At 40.5% G+C, this 19,559-nt stretch carries 13 protein-coding genes, 1 pseudogene and 1 riboswitch; all 14 genes and pseudogenes read right to left on the bottom strand.

Features of this window, described 5'->3' with window-relative positions; translation table 11 throughout:
* Positions 1 to 117: 117 nt before the first annotated feature.
* A complete protein-coding gene (locus tag CRO04_RS14380; RefSeq protein ID WP_097004952.1) occupies positions 118 to 2,289 on the bottom strand; it encodes a PEP/pyruvate-binding domain-containing protein in 2,172 nt (723 codons plus the stop codon).
* A gap of 12 nt (positions 2,290 to 2,301) precedes the next feature.
* Positions 2,302 to 2,913: a TetR/AcrR family transcriptional regulator gene (locus CRO04_RS14375; protein WP_097004951.1), complete on the bottom strand. Its 612-nt coding sequence runs from the start codon at positions 2,911 to 2,913 to the stop codon at positions 2,302 to 2,304.
* A 149-nt stretch (positions 2,914 to 3,062) separates the two neighbouring features.
* On the bottom strand, positions 3,063 to 3,197 hold the full coding sequence (locus CRO04_RS27055; RefSeq protein ID WP_278321371.1) for a hypothetical protein: 135 nt from the start codon (positions 3,195 to 3,197) through the stop codon (positions 3,063 to 3,065).
* A 68-nt stretch (positions 3,198 to 3,265) separates the two neighbouring features.
* On the bottom strand, positions 3,266 to 3,775 hold the full coding sequence (locus CRO04_RS14370) for a flavin reductase (protein WP_097004950.1): 510 nt from the start codon (positions 3,773 to 3,775) through the stop codon (positions 3,266 to 3,268).
* A 235-nt stretch (positions 3,776 to 4,010) separates the two neighbouring features.
* A pseudogene (mgtA, locus tag CRO04_RS14365) lies at positions 4,011 to 6,266 on the bottom strand (magnesium-translocating P-type ATPase); the annotation flags it as partial.
* Between the two features lie 11 nt (positions 6,267 to 6,277).
* The gene (locus CRO04_RS26270; protein WP_166432567.1) at positions 6,278 to 6,442 is read right to left on the bottom strand and encodes a hypothetical protein; all 165 of its coding nucleotides are present in this window, start codon (positions 6,440 to 6,442) and stop codon (positions 6,278 to 6,280) included.
* 309 nt (positions 6,443 to 6,751) lie between these two features.
* Positions 6,752 to 6,911, bottom strand: a riboswitch (M-box (ykoK) riboswitch).
* A 49-nt stretch (positions 6,912 to 6,960) separates the two neighbouring features.
* Positions 6,961 to 8,790, bottom strand: coding sequence for a glycoside hydrolase family 36 protein (locus tag CRO04_RS14360; protein ID WP_097004949.1), 1,830 nt, complete (start codon positions 8,788 to 8,790; stop codon positions 6,961 to 6,963).
* 36 nt (positions 8,791 to 8,826) lie between these two features.
* Entirely contained in the window at positions 8,827 to 11,133 is a 2,307-nt protein-coding gene (locus CRO04_RS14355) for a glycosyl hydrolase family 95 catalytic domain-containing protein (RefSeq protein WP_097004948.1), read from the bottom strand.
* 15 nt (positions 11,134 to 11,148) lie between these two features.
* A complete protein-coding gene (locus tag CRO04_RS14350) occupies positions 11,149 to 12,564 on the bottom strand; it encodes a family 43 glycosylhydrolase (RefSeq protein WP_097004947.1) in 1,416 nt (471 codons plus the stop codon).
* 30 nt (positions 12,565 to 12,594) lie between these two features.
* Positions 12,595 to 14,370, bottom strand: a complete 1,776-nt coding sequence (locus CRO04_RS14345) for a DUF3502 domain-containing protein (RefSeq protein ID WP_097004946.1) — start codon at positions 14,368 to 14,370, stop codon at positions 12,595 to 12,597.
* 50 nt (positions 14,371 to 14,420) lie between these two features.
* A complete protein-coding gene (locus CRO04_RS14340) occupies positions 14,421 to 15,311 on the bottom strand; it encodes a carbohydrate ABC transporter permease (RefSeq protein WP_097004945.1) in 891 nt (296 codons plus the stop codon).
* An 11-nt stretch (positions 15,312 to 15,322) separates the two neighbouring features.
* Positions 15,323 to 16,339 (bottom strand): ABC transporter permease, encoded by a 1,017-nt coding sequence (locus CRO04_RS14335; protein WP_097004944.1) that lies wholly within the window; start codon positions 16,337 to 16,339, stop codon positions 15,323 to 15,325.
* Positions 16,340 to 16,386: 47 nt separating this feature from the next.
* Complete coding sequence (locus tag CRO04_RS14330; protein WP_097004943.1) at positions 16,387 to 18,729, bottom strand: helix-turn-helix transcriptional regulator; 2,343 nt, start codon at positions 18,727 to 18,729, stop codon at positions 16,387 to 16,389.
* Between the two features lie 255 nt (positions 18,730 to 18,984).
* A complete protein-coding gene (gene tnpA, locus CRO04_RS14325) occupies positions 18,985 to 19,458 on the bottom strand; it encodes an IS200/IS605 family transposase (RefSeq protein ID WP_024836645.1) in 474 nt (157 codons plus the stop codon).
* Positions 19,459 to 19,559 lie beyond the last annotated feature (101 nt).

The raw sequence follows: 19,559 nt of genomic DNA, 5'->3' as shown, positions 1-19,559 counted from the left end.
AAAACAGGGTTTGTCCCTGTTTAAATATATCACATCATTTTTATTAATCCAATGTCTTTTCTTTAATGATTTTTACAAATCCATTTGTTCCGTCAACCTCAAGTAAATCTCCGTCTTTTATCGTTTCAGTCGCATTTTCTTTTCTTCGTTCACAAATAAACCAATATTTATATTTTTATTGTTTTGTCCTTTTTCAATTTGTTCTCTCGTGAGAAAAAATATATCCTCTACCCTGTTAAGTCTGCCATCTGAAACAAATTTCTCCGCAATTTTCAGAGCATTGTGCCTTAATACATCAACAGCATACACATACATATATTTCGGATGTTCACGAAGCCCCATCCACTGAAGCTGTTTTGCCAGTTTTATGAATTTTTTCTCTTTTCCTATCTTCTTGGCCTGGTTTAAAAGTCTGTGATATGCTGCTTTTTTTCTCTCCTGCACCTTAATTAACGCATTGTCAGAAATATTAATCTGCTTTAGAATGGTATAGAATCTTTCTAAGTTTTCGTAGGTTCTCTCACTGGCAATATCTATCTCACCGATGCCACGGCAGCCATATAACCTCATGTACTCATTATAGACCCCGGTAAACTCCGCAGAAAAACCTCTGTTATTCAGTTTACGGGAAAATTCCTCAAAGCTGTTGACTGCAATAAACTCAGGAAAGGAAGCAAGTTCAACTTGTTTATAACCCATTTCACTTGTGGGGTTCCCCTTTAAATCCATATTAAGTGCGAGAATATCATCTTCCAGGCTTTTATCGTGAAACATTTTCATCAACGACGAAGTGGCGTTCACCGCAAGCAGTATGGGCATCATTTTGGACACCATAATATTAAACACCTCAAAAGCAGCATTAATCTGTCCGATAAAATTCTCTTTACTATTACGAAGGCTATCCAATTTTTTTAAGCAGTAATCGGTTGTTTTATAATAATCATTAATTGTTTTATCAAAATCAATAGCCGCGGAGATCATTGAGGGACTAAGTCTTGCTCCAAGCATGAAAGATTTTCCCACAATACCTTTCATTTTTGGGGGCCTGTGTTTAGGAAAATAATTTTTGAATACGAAAGATGAAAAGACTTTTGTAAAGGATGGATCAACCGAAGAAATAATTTTTTTAACATTAGATTCGCCTAAAATCCTGCCTAAATTTCCAAGAAGTATATAAACCCTTCCATGACACCCGTAAACCGCTCCATCCCTTCCTATGGGAAATAAGCCCTGCTTTGCCTTACTTATAAGCTCACAAAATATATCACAGCCAAGCTCACTCATAGACCATTGGAACCCTTGTGACATTTTTACGATATCAAGGTAAAGCTCTTTTCGCTCATTTGGTTTGCTCAATAATTCTTTGTAAACGGGAAAACATGTAGTAATCGGGCGGGACTGCAACAGATACAGCCTGTCATTTTCATATGCCCATTCTGTATCCACAGGTTTACCATAGTATGATTCACATTCTTTAATAAGGTTTGCAAGCTCTAAGATCTGATCATCCGTGAGTGCCTGTTTGTCTGGGTGATCACAAACAGATTCTGTTGTTCCACCGTTTTTATGGATATGAAGCGCAATTTTTTTATCTTTAATTTTCTTTGAGGTGATCTTGTTTTGCGCGGTATTTACGATGTAATGGTCGGAGGAAACCTTCCCGCCAACAACATACTCTCCTAAACCAAAGGAAGCGTTTATCATTACCTCGTCATAGCTGTTGTTTTGAGGGTTTACCGAAAAACCTATCCCACTTATAGCAGAATAAAGCTGTTTCTGAATAATTACGGCAATCTTTGTGTTTGCAAGACAAAGATTGTGTTGTGCCTTATATTCCAGTACCCGGTAATCCAGCATGGAGGCAAACGCCCTTGCAATAAACTTTTCCAGCATATCAGGAGTGACTCCTAAAAATGTTTCATACATTCCTGCAAAGCTGGTTCCCTCCAAATCCTCTTCAGGAGAAGAAGAACGAACAGCATAAATATCTGAATTAATGTTTTTTAATTCATCTGAAAGCAGCAATCTTTGTTCCTTATCAAACGTCAGGTTTTCTGCTAATGTTTTTAAATCATCGCACTTATCCTTTGTGACATCTGAAAGCAGAGACTTCCATTCCTCAGTTTTCTTGATTTTATCTGTCCATGCTGCAAAAAACTCCACTGTCAGAACAAGTCCATCGGGTACAGGAAAACCTGCATTTGTAGTTTCAATCAGTGCCTTTGCCTTACCGCCAGCCTCTGAAAGCAGGGGTATGGTTTTTGAGCCGAAATTATAAACTTTATTCATGGCATACCTCCATCATATATAAAACACAATTCTAAAAAATTGCAGATATTTATCTATTTCTGCTGTTGCAAGCTTCATTTTTTCTGTTTTACTAAGCCCAGATCCGTCTCTAAACATTGAAGTTGTAATTTTACTCAAAGTATTGATTATGGTACTTTTCATCATTTCTGGGTCAACTTCCTTGCGAAGCTGTGAAAAATCAAGATTCTCCTCAAATATGCGTTTTTGTATTCCAGGTATTAATTTTTGTTTCAATTCCTCCGCATAATCTCTTGCATATTTGTCACAAAATTCGTAAAGATATGGATATTTGGCAAGAGTATCTATTTTAGAAACCAAAGCCTGCCTGATCCGCAATAGAAAGTCGGTATTGGACCAGTCAACCGAATCCACTATGTTACTTAAAACTTGTTTTCCAGAAAAGTATAAAAGGAATTCATAAAGCTCGCTCTTACTTTTAAAATAATGATATAAAAGACCTCTGGAAATCTCTGCCTTTTCCACGATTAAGTTTGTTGACGCCTTTTCAAAATTATTTTTCGCAAACACCTCAAATCCACAATTTACAATACGAAGCACCTTTTCGTTTTCCAGGTCGATATTGGAAAAACGCTCTATATCCATCCTGCAGCCTCCCTTCTATCACACTTGCGATTGACAACTTCTGTCTATATTCAAATTATCACAATAGACAGAAGTTGTCAATGAAGAATTTATCTCAGAACGTGCCAAACCCCCCAGAGTTGTAATCTATGGGGGGTTTGGCATACTAGTTAAACATCATTATGCTTAATGGACTTACGCTTTGCATTTTTATTCTTATTCTGATTCTCTCTTGTTATAGGCGTCTGACCATTGCATTTTTCCATTCTGGCTTCCTTATTATCCGGCTGACTGTCTTTTGGCATAAACAGGCTCCTTTCTTTTTTATTTATGATACGTCATTTTCGGAATCCTATGTATGCCCGCCAGTCATTTATCTGCTCAGTATCTTTGTGATGCCTCCAATATACAGATAGTGATAATCTTTATCTGCATAAAATTTACTATCGATTTCAGGTAGCACAAAATTCTCCGGCTTCATATCTGTTACAAACAGTTTCTCACAGATTAAAACTCTGGAAGCTTCGTAAATAAACGGGACTCCGTCCTCATGATTCACCGTTACCCCGGTCTTTTTAATCTTATCTTCGTCTCTTCCCGATATGCTGCCTAAATATCCCAACTCTTTTGCATATGTCTTGTGATCCAGAAATGAGAGAGAAAAATGGTCCGCTCCATCTACAAATTCTTTTGTAAAACGACTCTTTCTGATCACTGCATAAGCAACACTCCTGTTCCATAAAATCCCTAATCCGCCCCAGGAAGCAGTCATCGTATTTACCTTCCCGTCTTTTTCAGCAGTAATCAGCATCCACTCATCCCCGATTAACTGAAATGGATTGTAATCAAATTCTTTTGCAGTAATGGTTTGAAACGTATTCATAAAATACCTCCTGATATAATTGTTATCCTGATACAGCATATGAAAAAACCGCTTATCAGCACCCTTTGCCGTCAATGGAGCAGGCATTTTGAACCGGCCGGGACTTTATCTCTTCCATAAAGTCAGCCATATCAAAGGTCTGAGTCCCGTCTTCCAGAATAAACAGAGGGATCCATACATAATAATTTTCATTTGGATCTTCCTTTCTTTATTCGTGGCTTCCATGGAAGGCTTTGATAAGACCACCCACAGACGATGCATCCCATTTTCTTGGCTTTAATAAATATTCCTTATCAACATTATCCCACGGAATGGCTGTACAGGAAATATCGTAAATCAGATTCAATAAGATTAAATGAATCGATGCCATAGGAAGAAAGGGAAGGAATGCGCTGGCTGCCAGCACGGAAAACATATTTCCAAAGTTGGAGGATGCCGTCATCTTAATATATTTTATCATATTGGCATAGGTTTTCCTGCCTTCTATAATTCCCGATTCCAGCACCATTAAATCCTTATCAAGAAGAATCACATCTGCTGACTCTTTTGCAATATCCACCGCAGTATCAACCGAAATTCCCACATCCGATGCCTTCATGGCAGAGGCATCATTGATTCCATCTCCCATATAACCTACGATATGACCGTTTTCTCTGAGAACTCTCACTACTCTGGCTTTCTGGGAGGGAGATAATTTAGCAAAAACTGTAATGCTCTGCGCTTTTTGGGCCAGCTCCCTGTCATCAAGCTCATCAATCTCAGATCCCAGAAGGAGCTCATTTACCGCAAGCCCAACCTGTCTGCAGATACAGCAGGTTACCTTTTCATTATCTCCGGTCAGTATTTTAACATCTACACCATACTCATAAAGTGCCTTTACTGCCTGGGCGGTTGTTTCTTTGGGCGGATCTAAAAAAGCCAGATATCCGATCAGTACCATATCTGCCTCATCGGAAACAGAAAACTGGCCTTCCGGTGCGGGATTTGTCTTGTGGGCTACGGCAATCACACGCATTCCATCTGCATTGAGCTCATTTGATTTGGATAAAACAAATTCCCGTATCTCTTCTGTAAGCGGCTCAACATTTCCATTATATTCTGCAAAGGAGCAGCATTTGAGCATTTCTTCCACAGCTCCCTTTGTTATCATCTGGGTCTTCCCGCCGGTATCTGAGACTACCACACTCATACGGCGGCGGTTAAAATCAAAGGGGATCTCATCCACCTTCGTGTATGCAGTTTCAAGATGGCTCTGCTCAAGCTCCCGGTTCTTTGAAATGATTGCCAGATCAATGAGGTTTTTAAGTCCCGTCTGATAATAGCTGTTTAAAAATGCGTGGCGGAGAACTCTGTCATCTTCCTTTCCGTGAATATCAAGGTGATACTCCAAAACGACTTTATCCTGTGTCAGGGTTCCTGTTTTATCCGTGCAAAGAATGTCAATGGAACCTAAATTCTGTATAGCGTTGAGATTTTTAATAATCACCTTTTTTCTGCTCATGGCAACTGCTCCCCGTGCAAGAGAGGTGGTTACAATCATGGGCAGCATCTCGGGGGTGAGCCCCACTGCGATAGAGATAGCAAAGAGCGTTGCATCCAGCCAGTCACCTTTGGTAAATCCGTTGATAAAAAGTACAACAGGCACCATAATCAGCATAAAACGGATCAGTACCCAGGAGACAGAATTCACTCCCCGTTCAAAACCAGTCATCGGCGGCTTTACAGTCAGATCCTTCGCGACCGTTCCTAACACCGTATCATTTCCAACCGCAGAAGCAACTGCTTTTGCGCTCCCACTTATGACATTGGTTCCCATAAAAGCCAGATCAGTCATCTCAGTGAGCACATTTGTATTGGATTCATTCCATGCCAGTTTCTCTACCGGTTCACTCTCTCCGGTCAGCGCTGACTGACTGATAAATAAATCTCTGGAATTGAGAATCCGTACATCTGCAGGTACCATATCTCCTGCTGAGAGATGGATAATATCCCCCACAACTACATCCTCTAAAGGAATCTCCCGGCTTCCTGTTTCCTTTCTCTCCACACAGGTGGTTGTGTGAATCATCTGGGAAAGCCTGGCTGCCGCATTGCCGCTTCTTGTTTCCTGAACAAAGCGCAGAATCCCGGAAATCATCACCATTGCAGTAATAATAATAACTGTAGTAAAGCTTTTGTTCCCAGGTTCTGCATAAATAATATCTGTAAATACAGAGACGACTGTCAGGAGGAACAGGATTGACGTAAACGGATTGACAAATGCAGCCCAGATCCGCTTCCATACGGAGTCCTTCTTGCCATGAGTAATCACATTGTTTCCAAAAGTTTCCCTTGATTTTTCTGCCATTTGTTCTGTAAGTCCTTCTTCAAAAGTGCCTAATGCATTCAGTACCTGTTCTCTACTTGCATTTGCAGCCTGAGTCAGCCTTTGTTTTGTTTCATTGTGACGGGAACGATCTGCTAAAATCCTTCCTTTTAATTTGCTGTTCATAAAAATCTTCTTCATGGTTCCTGCCTCCATAATTGTATTTTGTCATTTCCAAAATTATGGGCGGCCATGAGAAGCGTATTTGATTCAGGAGCCTGGAGCAGACAAATGTACGTCTCCATCCAAACCATTCCTGCTGCTGCGCTTCCCGGGGGCCGCACCGCTACTTCCGTCTGCATCCATTCTCCTCACCTCACCTTCAAAACTATAGTATCTATCATAAAGCCCGCTATGGAATTCACCAAAAATGGGCACAAAAAAACCACCGTCACCAAAAACTGCGTTTTTGAGAACGATGGCGCCAATATCCGGCTGCACAGCACAACTAAGCAACAGGCAGAGGATGCCTGTCACCGGATTCATATACTGCCATCATTCTTTTCAAACAACTGTGATAATTACCACTATCCAAGACAGACACATCCTTTCCTCTTAAAATAAAAAATCCCCGTATATCCGGAAAGAATATACGAGAATGTAATTACATTTCTTATATTTTCGTATGAGTTTTAGCTTTACAGGGCAATGTAACTGTGTTATGCTGCACCTTAATCTCGATGCAGCCTGTTCAAACCATCTCATTGTGTCTCCACAACTCTGCGGCAACAGCCCGTATCCCTGTAGTAGCCTCACCTACCGAATATTCGTCTTTATACTAGTTCAATTCTCCGAGTTTGTCAACCCCTAAACCGCTTATTTATCCTATCAGCCAGGCCTTAGCAGTAAAATCACCATCGATAACCCCATATTCCTTTATAATTTTTTTATTCTGCAGGAAATCGAGGCTGATTTCTTTGGAATTCTCAAATCTATGGGCAATCACTAACTGTTTGTTGCAAAATTCCCGGATAACAATCTGTTCTCCCTGGGGATTATTATAGCTTTTCGTACTGTTTTCATATTTTATTGTTTTTCCGTATTTTATGATATCAGCTGCTTTTTTATAAAATTCCATTCCCGCCTCAATGACTTCCCATTGTTTTTCAGTCAGATCATAGATATCGCCACTTAAGCACATTCTTCCCAAAAAAGTACTGATAACGGAATAGTAGATTCTATTATTGCTGTCACCGCCACGCATAACTGCCCATATCTGACTTTGGGACGGTTTTATTACCCTATGCATATTTGCCGCAATAATCGGTATGGCCGTGGTTTCATGAGCATCGGAAAAGCTTGCCTGGGATACCAGTTCCATCATGGATGGCTCCAGCCTGTGTCCTCCGCTGGAACAGTTTTCAATTACAATATCCGGTATCTCCCTTTTGATTTGTTTGAAAAATTCCTGGGTTGCACTGACTCTCTGCCTTAACCCTTCTCCCAGACTTTCGGCCCCGTCACAGCCAATGCCGATGGTATCGTTATAATCAATTTTAATATAACCAAATCCGCATTCTTTCAGGGTTTTTATAACCGCATTATTTAAATACTCCATAACCCAGGGATCGGACATATCCCAGAAGCGTTTATCGCCAACCGTAAGTACTACGCCATCTTTTTTCAGCAAATGTTCCGTATTGTCCCAGTGTTTTGACAGTCTGCCCACGGATTCCGGTTCAAACCAGAGACCGGGGATCATCCCGCATTCCCTGATATAGTCCGCAGCTTTTTTTAATCCGCCCGGGAACTTTTCATAATTGACATCCCAGTCCCCGATGCTGGCCCACCAGCCCTCATTTTTACCATACCAGCCGGAATCAATTACCAGGTACTTAACTCCCCTGTTCTTTAACTTATCACAGATTTTTTTGATGTTTTCAAGGGTTGGGTTCCCCCAGGTAGTACAATATTCATTAAACATAATCCCCATATCCTGATCCAGCCCGGATATGTCAGGATTTTGTGCCTTCACCAGTTTATCACATACCTCATAGAGGGAATTCCCCCTGGCAATGACCGCTTTGGGGGCAGTAAAGGTCTCACCTGGTGCAATATTTTTAAACCAGTGTCCAAAATCCCTGTCTGCAATACCACCCACAACTGACAGAGTTTCATCCTCTTTGCACAGAATCTCAATCTGCCAGGAAAAGGGGGCGTATAACTGAACCGCCGTAAACTCATGTGTTTCACTGTTTTCCAACGCGATAAAAGGGAAATACTTCCGCACTGGCATAGATCCTAAATTGCCAAATTTCTCAACACGCATACCACATCTGTTCCAGGAGGGCTCTAAGTGCAGTTCCTCAATTGTTTCTGTCCTGAGTTTTCCTTCCGCACTCCAAAAGGATTGCAGCCTGTGGATTTTATCCGCTTTTATTCCCTTTAAAGCAAAAGATGAGAGCATTTCTAAAGTTGTAGTTTCAGTACCTTTGTTCTCAAATATGGTATTTACCTCAACGGTATCGTTATTATTTATCATATCCAGTGTAACATACTGACTGGTACTGTTTTTATATACTATTGTGTCATCCTTTTCAAGAACTTTTTCTAGCCCTTTCGTGGATTCACTTCCACATAAGGTCAGACCATTAGAAAACCCTCCGCTATGGGCATCTTTTCTTAGTTTCAATTCTACATAATATTCCATCGTCAATTTCTCCTGCATAATAAGAATAAGCCAGCTTTATACTAAGAGCTGTATTTCATAGACGCCCTCACCGTAACAAACCACCTTCTGTCCTTCATATGTAATGTTTACCTTTTGCTCCGAAACGATCTTTTTGATTCTGTCAGGCTTAATAAAACTGCATCTTCCACCTTTTTCTGCAAGAATACTGCCGGAAATAACCTCTCCATCCTTCCAGGTAAAGGAAACAGTTACGGCACCTTTGGCTTTTAGTCCGCTTATATGTCCGCAGTCCCAGGCTTTTGGGAGTGCAGGCAGAAACGTAAGTTCACCGTTTATGCATTGCAGTAACATCTCCTTAATTCCTGCCGTACCACCGAAATTACCGTCAATCTGAAACGGAGGATGACAGTCAAAAAGATTGGGATAGGTTGATTTTGTCAGTAAATCCCTGACATTCTCTCCTGCTTTTTCCCCATCCCTGAGTCTGGCCCACATGGTAATAATCCAGGCTCTTGACCATCCGGTATGACCGCCTCCGTTTTTAAGACGTCTTTCTAAGGTCACCCTTGCAGCCTCCATTAATTTAGGAGTTTTCTCATAAGTTATCTGCTCAGACGGATACAATGCATACAGATGTGAGATATGACGGTGGCCAGGTTCCATCTCCTCATAATCCTCCGCCCATTCCATTAACTGTCCGTATCTACCCACAGAAAGTTCCGGCAGACGAGGTAAAATGGCTCTTAGCTTATCTGTCAGTCCATCCTCGCAGCCAGTAATCTCCGCCCCTTTGATGCAAGCCCCCAACAGATCCCTGATAATCTCGGTATCCATGGACGGCCCGATACAAAGCTGTCCTTCCTGTCCGCTTTGATGAAGGTAGGTATTTTCCGGTGATATGGAAGGTCCTGTCACCAGTTTCCCCTGATGGTTTTCAAAGAGGTATTCCGATATAAAAAGACTGGCTTCCTTTATCAAATCCATATTCTCTCTCAGGAATTCCTGATCCAGGGTGTATTCATAATGATTCCAGATATGTATGCAAAGCCAGGCCGCCCCCATAGGCCAGATCGTAGACGACATTACTGAATCCTGGGGAGCGCAGTCTCCAAACAAATCTGTATTATGGTGGGCAACAAAACCGGACAAACCATACATATCCCTTGCGACCTTCTGACCATATGGAAGCATTCTTCGGATTAATTGAAACAGCGGAAGGTGGCATTCTGATAAATTGCAGCTTTCTGCCGGCCAGTAATTCATTTCCGTATTAATATTAATTGTATATTTACTTCCCCAGGCAGGATGTTCATTCCGGTTCCAGATGCCCTGTAAATTTGCCGGCTGGGACCCTGGTCTGCTGCTTGAAATCAACAGATATCTGCCAAACTGGTAATAATCTGCAATCAGCTCCAGATCCTGTTCTCCCTGCTGCATGGCTTTTAGTCTTTCAGGAATCGGCCTTTCCGCTTTCCCGGTGTCTTGACCTAATGAAAATTGAACGCGGTTAAAATAGCTCTGGTACTCCTTTATATGCTCTGTCTTTACAAGTTCATAGGGCAGTTTAAGTACAGACTCCAGTTTTTTTCTGCACCAGCCAGTTGGTTCTTCTTTATAAAAATCACTTCGGATTGACAGATAGATCGTAAAGGAATCGGCTTCTTTTACGCGGATCTGGTCTCTGTGAATCTCCACGGTACCGCCTTCATTCTTAATTGCTGCCATTACGCAATAGCAGCAGCCCTCAGCACCTTCCTTTACCGTCATGGACAGAATTTGTTCAGAGATTTTTTCAATTTTTTCAACATTACTTCGGAAAAATGTCATGGTCAGGCAGCCATTTACCTTCTCTTCCTCTTTACTCTCCTGATGGAGGGCTATTACCTGATGCAGCGCACTTGCAAAATATTCTCTATGATACTGCCCCCTGCCAATCTCATATTCCATAGTAACAATCGCCGTATTTAAATCAAGGTATCTTTTATAATTCTTAAATTCCTTATTTTCCTCATGGAATTCAAAAAAGATTTCGCCGGCAGTACTGTAATTTCTCTGCTGGTCAGGAATCGGCATCATCGTATCACTGGCAAGCTTCTGAGCGTCTGAGACCATACCATCTGACAACAGCCGGCGAATCTTAAGGTAATTATCTTTCGCTTCCGGATTCACACGGTTTCTGCCCCCGTTTCCATACCAGATGGTATCCTCATTCAGCTGTAATTTATCAGTCTGAACTCCGCCAAAAACCATAGCTCCCATGTTCCCATTGCCAATGGGTGCTGCTTCATTCCAGATTTCTTCACTGTCAGATCTGTATCTTTGGTACGGAACCGGTCTGTCATATAGGAAACGATTCTTCATATGGATACCCCCAGACTAAATTAAAGTAAACGATTGTAACGATGCACTTCCCTCTCCGCGATAGGTAATATAAATTGGCCAGATCCCATCCGGAATTTCAATATCTGCCGCATATTCCTTCCATATATTGGTATAAACGACTGGAATACTTACAAGTACTTCTCCATCCCAGGATGTTTTTATCTCAAACTGTCCCCTGCAATATCCGCGTACTTTAATTATAACACTTTTAATTCCCCTGCAGTCAAAATATTTAAATCCTGCAGTTGCCGTATCACGCATATTCTGAATATAACCCACTTCCTCATCCCCGTCTTTCCCATCCTGTGTTATTTTGGGAAAACGGCTGTCCAGCCACAGACCTCCGAGGGGAGTATAAATCTCTTCGTCCTTACAGAAAAGATTACAGGCTAAATAAGCAGGATATTCTCCCCTTCCAGCCAGCGGTCCCCCGTTTAAACCACAGGAAGTCATCTCCGGCTGTATAATGGATCCGTCTTCCATAAACTCAATTGGCTCTGCACAGCCTTGCCTGCTGAAATTTGTTCCGTCTGTGTGACGGTGGTAAAATACATACCACTGGCCTTTGATTTCAACGATGCTGCCATGATTATTAGATCCATAATACATGGGTTTCCTGGCCGGTTTATAGGAATGAATGTGCATATCACAATTACTGCTGACCACTCCCCCATATACAAAATCCTTTGTGGGATATTTACTGGTTGCGTAGCATAATTCATGCATGACTATGGAGGAATAAATAAAATAATAAGTATCTCCTTTTTTTCTCATAGACGGTGCTTCAAAAAATTCATGCTCGATAAAAGAACTTCCCTCACTGAAGGGCTCACTTGGGGCTATAAATACAGGTTCTTCCACTATGGTAAGCATGTCAGGTCCCAGTACCGCAGCCATGGGACCACTTCTTAACCTGTCCCCTATGCCGCAGAATCCAGTATACAAATAGGTTGTGTCACCTTCCGTAAGGACTCCCGGATCAAACTGAGGCTCATCCCCCTTTCTTTCTCCCAGACGTGTCCCGTCAGCATAATGAACATATCCGTAAAATTCATATCTCCCCGCCGGTTCCTCACACACAGCAACGGATACGATGCTTACTTTATCCAGCACATAATAAAGATAATAACGTCCGTCAGGACCTAACGTCACATCCGGCGCATACAAACACATACTGCCGTCCTTATTAAGGGGATCAGATACCTTTGGGTAAATCACGCCCTCATATCTCCAGTTACCCAGATCATCTGCCGGAGCCGACCAGCACACATAATCATTTAAACAATATGCATTGCCCCTGAACCGGTCATGAGATCCATATACATAAACACGGTCCCCGAATACATGAGGTTCCCCGTCAGGTATATATTCCCATGAGGGAAGATACGGATTTAAGGCCTGTTTTTTCATAATTGATACCTCCGCTCTGATTCAAACTTTTTATTCCTTATTACCTGCCTCCGCTTTCATATATGCATCATAGCATTTCTGATAACGTGCAATATAATCATCTGCTCCCATATCCTTTAATTTACTGATATAATTATCCCACTCTTTGTCAATATCCAGATTTCCGGTGATGAACTGAACCGTAGCCTGGTTTACATATCCTCCAATGGTCAGTGTATACTCCGAAACAGCCTGACTGTCTTCTCCTTCGAATGCTAAGTTTGGAATCAGAGTATTAATATCCGGTGAATATTTCTCATATTTTTCTGCTGCTTTCTGGAATACATACTCGACATCCAGATCTGGATTTTCAATCTTTAAGGCAGAACGATAGGCAATGTCACTGGATCTTACCATAGCATCCGCAGTGTAGGCCTTGTGAGCATAATTTCTGGGAAATCCGTTTCCAACCCAGTCAAAATCATCCGGTATTGTATGTGTTTCATATTTGGGAGTACCATCCCCCAGAGAAGTTCCCTCGCTTGTCCAATCCCAGCCAAAGCCTTCCGGTCCATATGCCTGTACATTGGAAGCCTCTTCTGATGCCATGAAATCAAATAATGCTGCTGCAATAACAGGGTATTTGCAATTTGCTGATATACTTCCTATGGAAGAACCAAAATAAGTAGCAATACTTCTGGCCGCCAGCCTGACCCCGTCAGGTCCTGCAACAGGCTCAAGACATGCCCAGTTCTGCCAGTCACCAGGTTTTTTAGCCCAGAAATTATCTCCGTCTGCATTCACACCGCCATCTGCATATAATCCGACCAGATGGACATCATTATTTAAAGCAGCATTAAACTGGGTATTATCCTGAGTAAAGGTCTGATTATCCAGCAGGCCTTCTTTATAAAGTTTATTCATGTATTTAAGCGCATCTTTATACTGGTCTTTCATTACGTTATACTCAATTTTTCCGTTATTAACCACAAACCCGGCTGCTACCGTAGGGTTGGTATTGCTTAACGGATTGTTACACTGTATAAAGGAATTAATCATCCAGACGGTGGGATCGGTTGCCCAGCCGCCAATATAACCGGTCATAGGTATTTCATCTGCTGCACCGTTACCATTGGGATCCTGGGTTTTAATTTTGTTCATGTAATCATACAGTTCTTCTGTGGTCCGGGGTACCTTACCATCATTAAGCTTATCTACCCAGGGCATATAGATCCACATTCTGTTCTGGAACATATTATGAAAGCTTTCATTCTCATCGCCATATGTATAGATATTTCCATCAGTCATCGTAAGATCAGCTTTCCTTCCAGGACTCTTTTCATTATTGGCATTCCAGTTCGGTGCATCTTTTAAATAATCATTCAGGGGCAGGATCAGCCCCTGCTGTCCATAAGACTGTACTTCTGATTTCGTCCAGTTTGTGGCCAGGAAGATATCTGGAAGGCTGGCTTTATCTGTCATAACAAGATTTAATTTGGTTTTTGCATCATCACCATCTAAATCATATACATAGTTTAAATGAATATTGGTTTTTTGCTCAATCCAGTCGGTTACATAGTTATCCTGATACGTACCGCCGCCAGTCGCAGTCGCATATACAAAAACTGTTAATTCCAGTTTTTGCTTCAGTGGAAAAGTCACATCTTTCACAGATTTGAAATTAAATGAATCTTCTGAAGAATTTGCATCATCTGTTTTGGCAACGGAAGTTTTCGTACCTGAGTTCCCGCAACCTCCCAAAAGTGATACTGCCATAGCTGCTGAAGCTATTACTGATATCGTGCGTTTGTTAAAAAACCTTCTCATTTTTAAATTCCCTCCTCTTTCTTCCTATATAAACTTTAAAAATTACACATTCAACCTTTAACAGAACCGATCATAACACCCTTTACAAAATATTTCTGTACAAAAGGATATGCAATCATCAAGGGCATACTGCTGATAATGATTGTCCCATACTTTAGCATCTCACTTAAATACTGGTTCTTTGCCACCATAGCCGGGTCCACATTGGCGGATGACAGATCCACCTGGGACATCAGAATGATTTTTCTGAGTACCAGCTGCAAAGGGTATTTATCTGTGGAATTAATATAAATCATAGGGTTAAAATAAGAATTCCATATGGAAACCGTTACCCAAAGACTCAGAACTGCTATAATTGGTTTAGACAAAGGCACAACTATCATGGAAAAGAATTTAAAATCAGAGCAGCCATCCATTTGTGAGGCTTCCAGTAATTCTTTTGGAATCGTCTGATCAAAGAATGTTCTTGCTACGATAACATTATAAGCACTGACTGCGCCGGGTAAAATGACCGCCCACATGGTATTAATCATTTTAAGATTCTTCACTAACATAAAAGTTGGTATTAATCCACCGGAAAACATCATGGTAAACAAAAATATTCCTGTAAATATTTTTCTCCCTCTGAAATCAGACCTGGATAAGGGATATGCCGCAAACAGCGTAAGAACTATACTGATGAAAGCGCCGCAGACTGTATATGTAAGTGAATTCTTAAAACCGGTCCAGATAGAATTATATTTAAATACTGTTTCATAGCTGTCCAGGGTGAATCCTACCGGAAAGAGTTTAACCTTTCCAGACATCAGCGCATTACCGCTGCTGAACGAGCAGCTGATAATATAGACAATCGGATATAACACAACACTTAACAGCAGGGTGAGTAATATATAATTGATGAAACAGACTGCCTTATCCTGTGTAATTCTTCTACTCTTCATAATTTCCCCCTTTACATAAAACCATTTCCCGATACTTTATTGGCGATTTTGTTTGCGGCCAGTATCAGAAACAACCCAACCAGGGACTGAAACAATCCAATCGCGGTAGAATACGGATAATCCGGAAAAGTGGAAACCAATGAAACCTTATAAGAATAGGTGGTGATAATCTCAGAAGCAGCCAGATTATTCTGGTTCTGCATGGCAAGAACCTTCTCATATCCCACATTTAATAAGCTTCCCATATTTAGGATCATCATAATAACCACAGTAGGTATAATTGCCGGTATATCCACAAACCGTATTCTCTGTAACAGCGTGGCTCCATCTATAATGGCTGCCTCATGCTGCTCCATATCCACACCAGCCAGTGCGGCAATATAAATAATTGCGCCGAAACCTATCCCCTGCCAGACACCTGACCATACATAAAGAGAAGGAAACAATCCGGCACTGCCCAGTACATTAATACCGAAGTGATTATAAAGAATACTGCCGACTACACCGGTTCTGTTATCCATGATTATATTTATGATTCCTACAAATACAATTGTAGATATAAAATAGGGGCAATACGTAATCAGCTGGGCTGTTTTCTTAAATAAAACATTTTTCGTGTAATTTAAGGAAATTGCTAAAAATATGGAACAGGGTATGCTTACCACCATGGAATAGATGGAAACCACCAGGGTATTGCGGAGACATTCTTTAAAATTATAGTTATTGAAGAATCTTATAAAATTATTAAAACCATAATGGTCCGCCCATGGACTATTCCATATCCCCATACTTACCTTATAATTCTTAAAAGCAAGTATAATGCCGTACATGGGACCATAAGAAAAAATCAGTAATACACTTAAAGGCAGTGCCATCATAAGATATAATTGCCAGTGTGAAGAAAAATATTTCGTAAAGCTCCCTTTCTTTTGAATTTGCAATTCATCCACCTCTCCCTTTTCTTTTTTTTCATCATTGCACACTGACGGAAAAAAATATATATACAATACTTTTTTCCCACTATTCATATTTTAAGACTCCGCTGTTTTCAAGGCTTCTACGATCTCATATCCCTTTATTTTTTTCTGTATTCGGAAGCACTGCTTCCCATTACTCTTTTAAAAGCCCTGCAGAAAGAATTAGCCGAACCATAACCTACATGATCGGAAATTTCTCCGATGGACAAATTCGTCTTCTCTAAAAATTCCTTTGCCTTTTCAATTCTTACCCCTTCCACGTAGGTAGAAAAATTAATTCCCAGGGACTGCTTAAATATACTGGATAGATAAGGTTCACTTATGCCAAATATATCAGCCACACTGGTAAGGGACAGATTTTTATCGCCGTAATTAATATCAATATAGGAAGCAATGGAAGCTGTAATCACGGAAGTATCCTTAAGCTTCTTTTTGTCACCGACACCTTTACATACCACCCGGTACAGGTTGAGAGTGAGGGTGAACTGATTCAGCAGCGTTGCATTATTATTTTCTTCTAATTTGTTATAATAAGCACTGTATTCCGATTCATCTGTTCCAATCCGGCGGATTATGCGGAATAATGCTGTCTGCAATTCATTCAAAAGCATATGCTGGAGGTAAACCGGAAGGCTGTTCTCTATAAAATACTTTTTAATGATCTCCTCAAGCGCATCGTGGAGTCCCTCACTATCTCCTGCCATTACATAATGCATAAGTTTCAGCGAAAAATCCTGGGGCGGATAGGAAGGTATATTAACAAAATTGTTGATATACCAGATAACGGTATTATCAATCTGTCCCCTCTCATTCTGGAACATATAAACTGCGTTATTATAGGAATCCTTAAGTTCTGTCAGACTCTCAACTTCATTTCCCCCGTATACAAAGAACTGCTCCGATACATCTAAGGGCATTGCTTCCTTGATTCTCCTGATCTTTCGTTCTGTCTCTTCTTTAAAATACTCTCTGCGTTTCTTCTCGATACTCATAAGCAGTACTACCTGATCACCGTCAAGATTCGTATAGAGGCTGTCTGGAAGTACCTCTACCAATACCTCAATCATTGAAAGGATACAGGAATTAATCAGTTTTAAATCATCTTCTACTATTTTATCGATATCCGCATTAAAACGAAAAACAAGGATGACAAACAACCTGTCTCTGTGAAGCAGCCCAATATTCTCCGCAATTATGGAAGCATCCTCTTCTGTAGTGAAATTACCATATAGTAACCGGTTTAAAAAAGCATTTCTCAAAAACGGTTTCTGGCTCTCAATTACCCTCGCCATATCCGTATTGGTATTCACAAGATGTTTATAAGTCTCCTTTAAACTTAAAAATACTGCCTGATGTCCATGAAACCGTTTCGTACTTTGGGAAACTTCTTTCATAATATCATTAATGGGAGTGGCACTTTTCCGGGACATATAATAACTTAATATGATTCCAACCGTAACTGCAGCAAAAACAAAAACAGCCAGCATGAAAATACTGTACATGCTCCTGCTGTTAACTGCCACCATTGGCTGCAGCATATAATATTCCAGCCCGGATTTATCTGAAACATACCGGATTACCAGATATTTTTCTTTATCAATCAATACTGTCTGATTTTCAGGATTTTCAGTCTGGGTAATGACTTTATCAACTGCACTGGTTACCTCTCCCTGGTCGGACTTTTCAGGCTCCCCCTGGGCTTTATAGTACATCAGCCTGCCATGAAAATCTTTTATAAACTGGATACTATTATCAGCCCGTGCCGGCATTAAAGTTTCTAATACCGTATCTTTAAACATGATCTGTATCCTGCTTTTACCATTATAATCCCCATAAATCAAAGGTCTTGTGTAAGCAATCATATTCAGGGAGGTCTTAGTTTTGTATTGATAAGTTTCCATTGGACTTAATCCATAGATCACTTCATCTTCCTTCATATGCCGATACCAGTCATTGTAACTTTCATACCTCTCCTCATGCAGGTAGAGATCATAGAAATCCCTGTATGTATAAGCAATCTGCTTATTTATTACCGTTTCACTTTTATCAAAAAAAATGAAATAGTCAAATATAGACTGATTAATGGCATATAGATCCGGAAGCATGTTGTGAAGTTCATAAACCTTATAGGAATTCGGACCATCAAAAGCATCAGAAATCCTCTTAAAACTATTAACACCAGTATTAGAAGCAAGACTGTCTCCCAGATAGGAAAATTCATTAAGCATGGTATCCACTAAAACTGCTGCATGCTTTAATTCTGTTTTCCTGGTCTGTATATCGTCATTGCCAATTACTGAAATCATTCTTATATAATAAACGCTGCAGATCAATAAAGGGATAAATAATACGATAAAATACGTCACCATAAATTGATACAAAATGGTATGTGCCTTGGATTTTCTGAATAATTTAAAAGTTCTCTTTCCATTTTGTTTCATAACAGGTCTCCTAACGGGAAATTTTTTTATGAATTATGAGAATAGAAGTCAATACCACCGGCTTAGCCGGTGGCTTGCTCACCCCCTATAAGGGGTTTGTTTCCTGCTTGCGCCCGGAAGGCGCTCCGAAAGTCTGCCTACTGCACCACATTCTCAGCTGCCCTTAAAAGGGCTTAATCGGAGCTGCCTTTTTCCGGCGCAGCCCCAAAAGGGGCTTGCAGTTTTGCTTTGATTTCCAACTGACTCTTAAGAGTCTTATTTCTTGTTTTTCTTCACCGGCTCACCCGTAAACGGGTCTATATACTCTACTAGTGACATCTGATCGTATTCTAAATCTTCTTTTATCTGGTTTTGTATGTATTCCTTAATCGCAGCTGTATTCTTTCCTACTGTATCGACGTAATATCCACGGCACCAGAAATGCCGATTTCCGTACTTATATTTTAAATTCGCATGTTTTTCAAATATCATTAGCGAACTCTTTCCTTTTAAGTATCCCATTATTTCTGATACTGAGTATTTTGGTGGAATTCGGATTAACATATGTACATGATCTGGCATACATTGCGCTTCCATTATCTCGATTCCTTTTCTCCGGCATAAACTTCCTAAAATTTGACCAACATCTGCCTTTATATCTTTGTAGATTACTTGCCTTCTATATTTTGGTGCAAAGACTATATGGTACTTGCATTCCCATTTAGTATGGGCTAAACTATTAATGTCCATTATGGATCTCCTGTGCTTTTATTTGTGGTTTGCAGACCTACATTTATTTTAGCACAGGAGTAACTTATATCTAAAGATCAGCCCTCCCCCTGTATAGCAGG

Source organism: Lacrimispora amygdalina, from assembly GCF_900205965.1.
In the GTDB taxonomy this organism is placed as follows: Bacteria; Bacillota; Clostridia; order Lachnospirales; family Lachnospiraceae; genus Lacrimispora; species Lacrimispora amygdalina_A.
The sequence above is the reverse complement of the archived record's forward strand: the minus strand, read 5'-3'. Positions and strand labels throughout refer to the sequence as shown.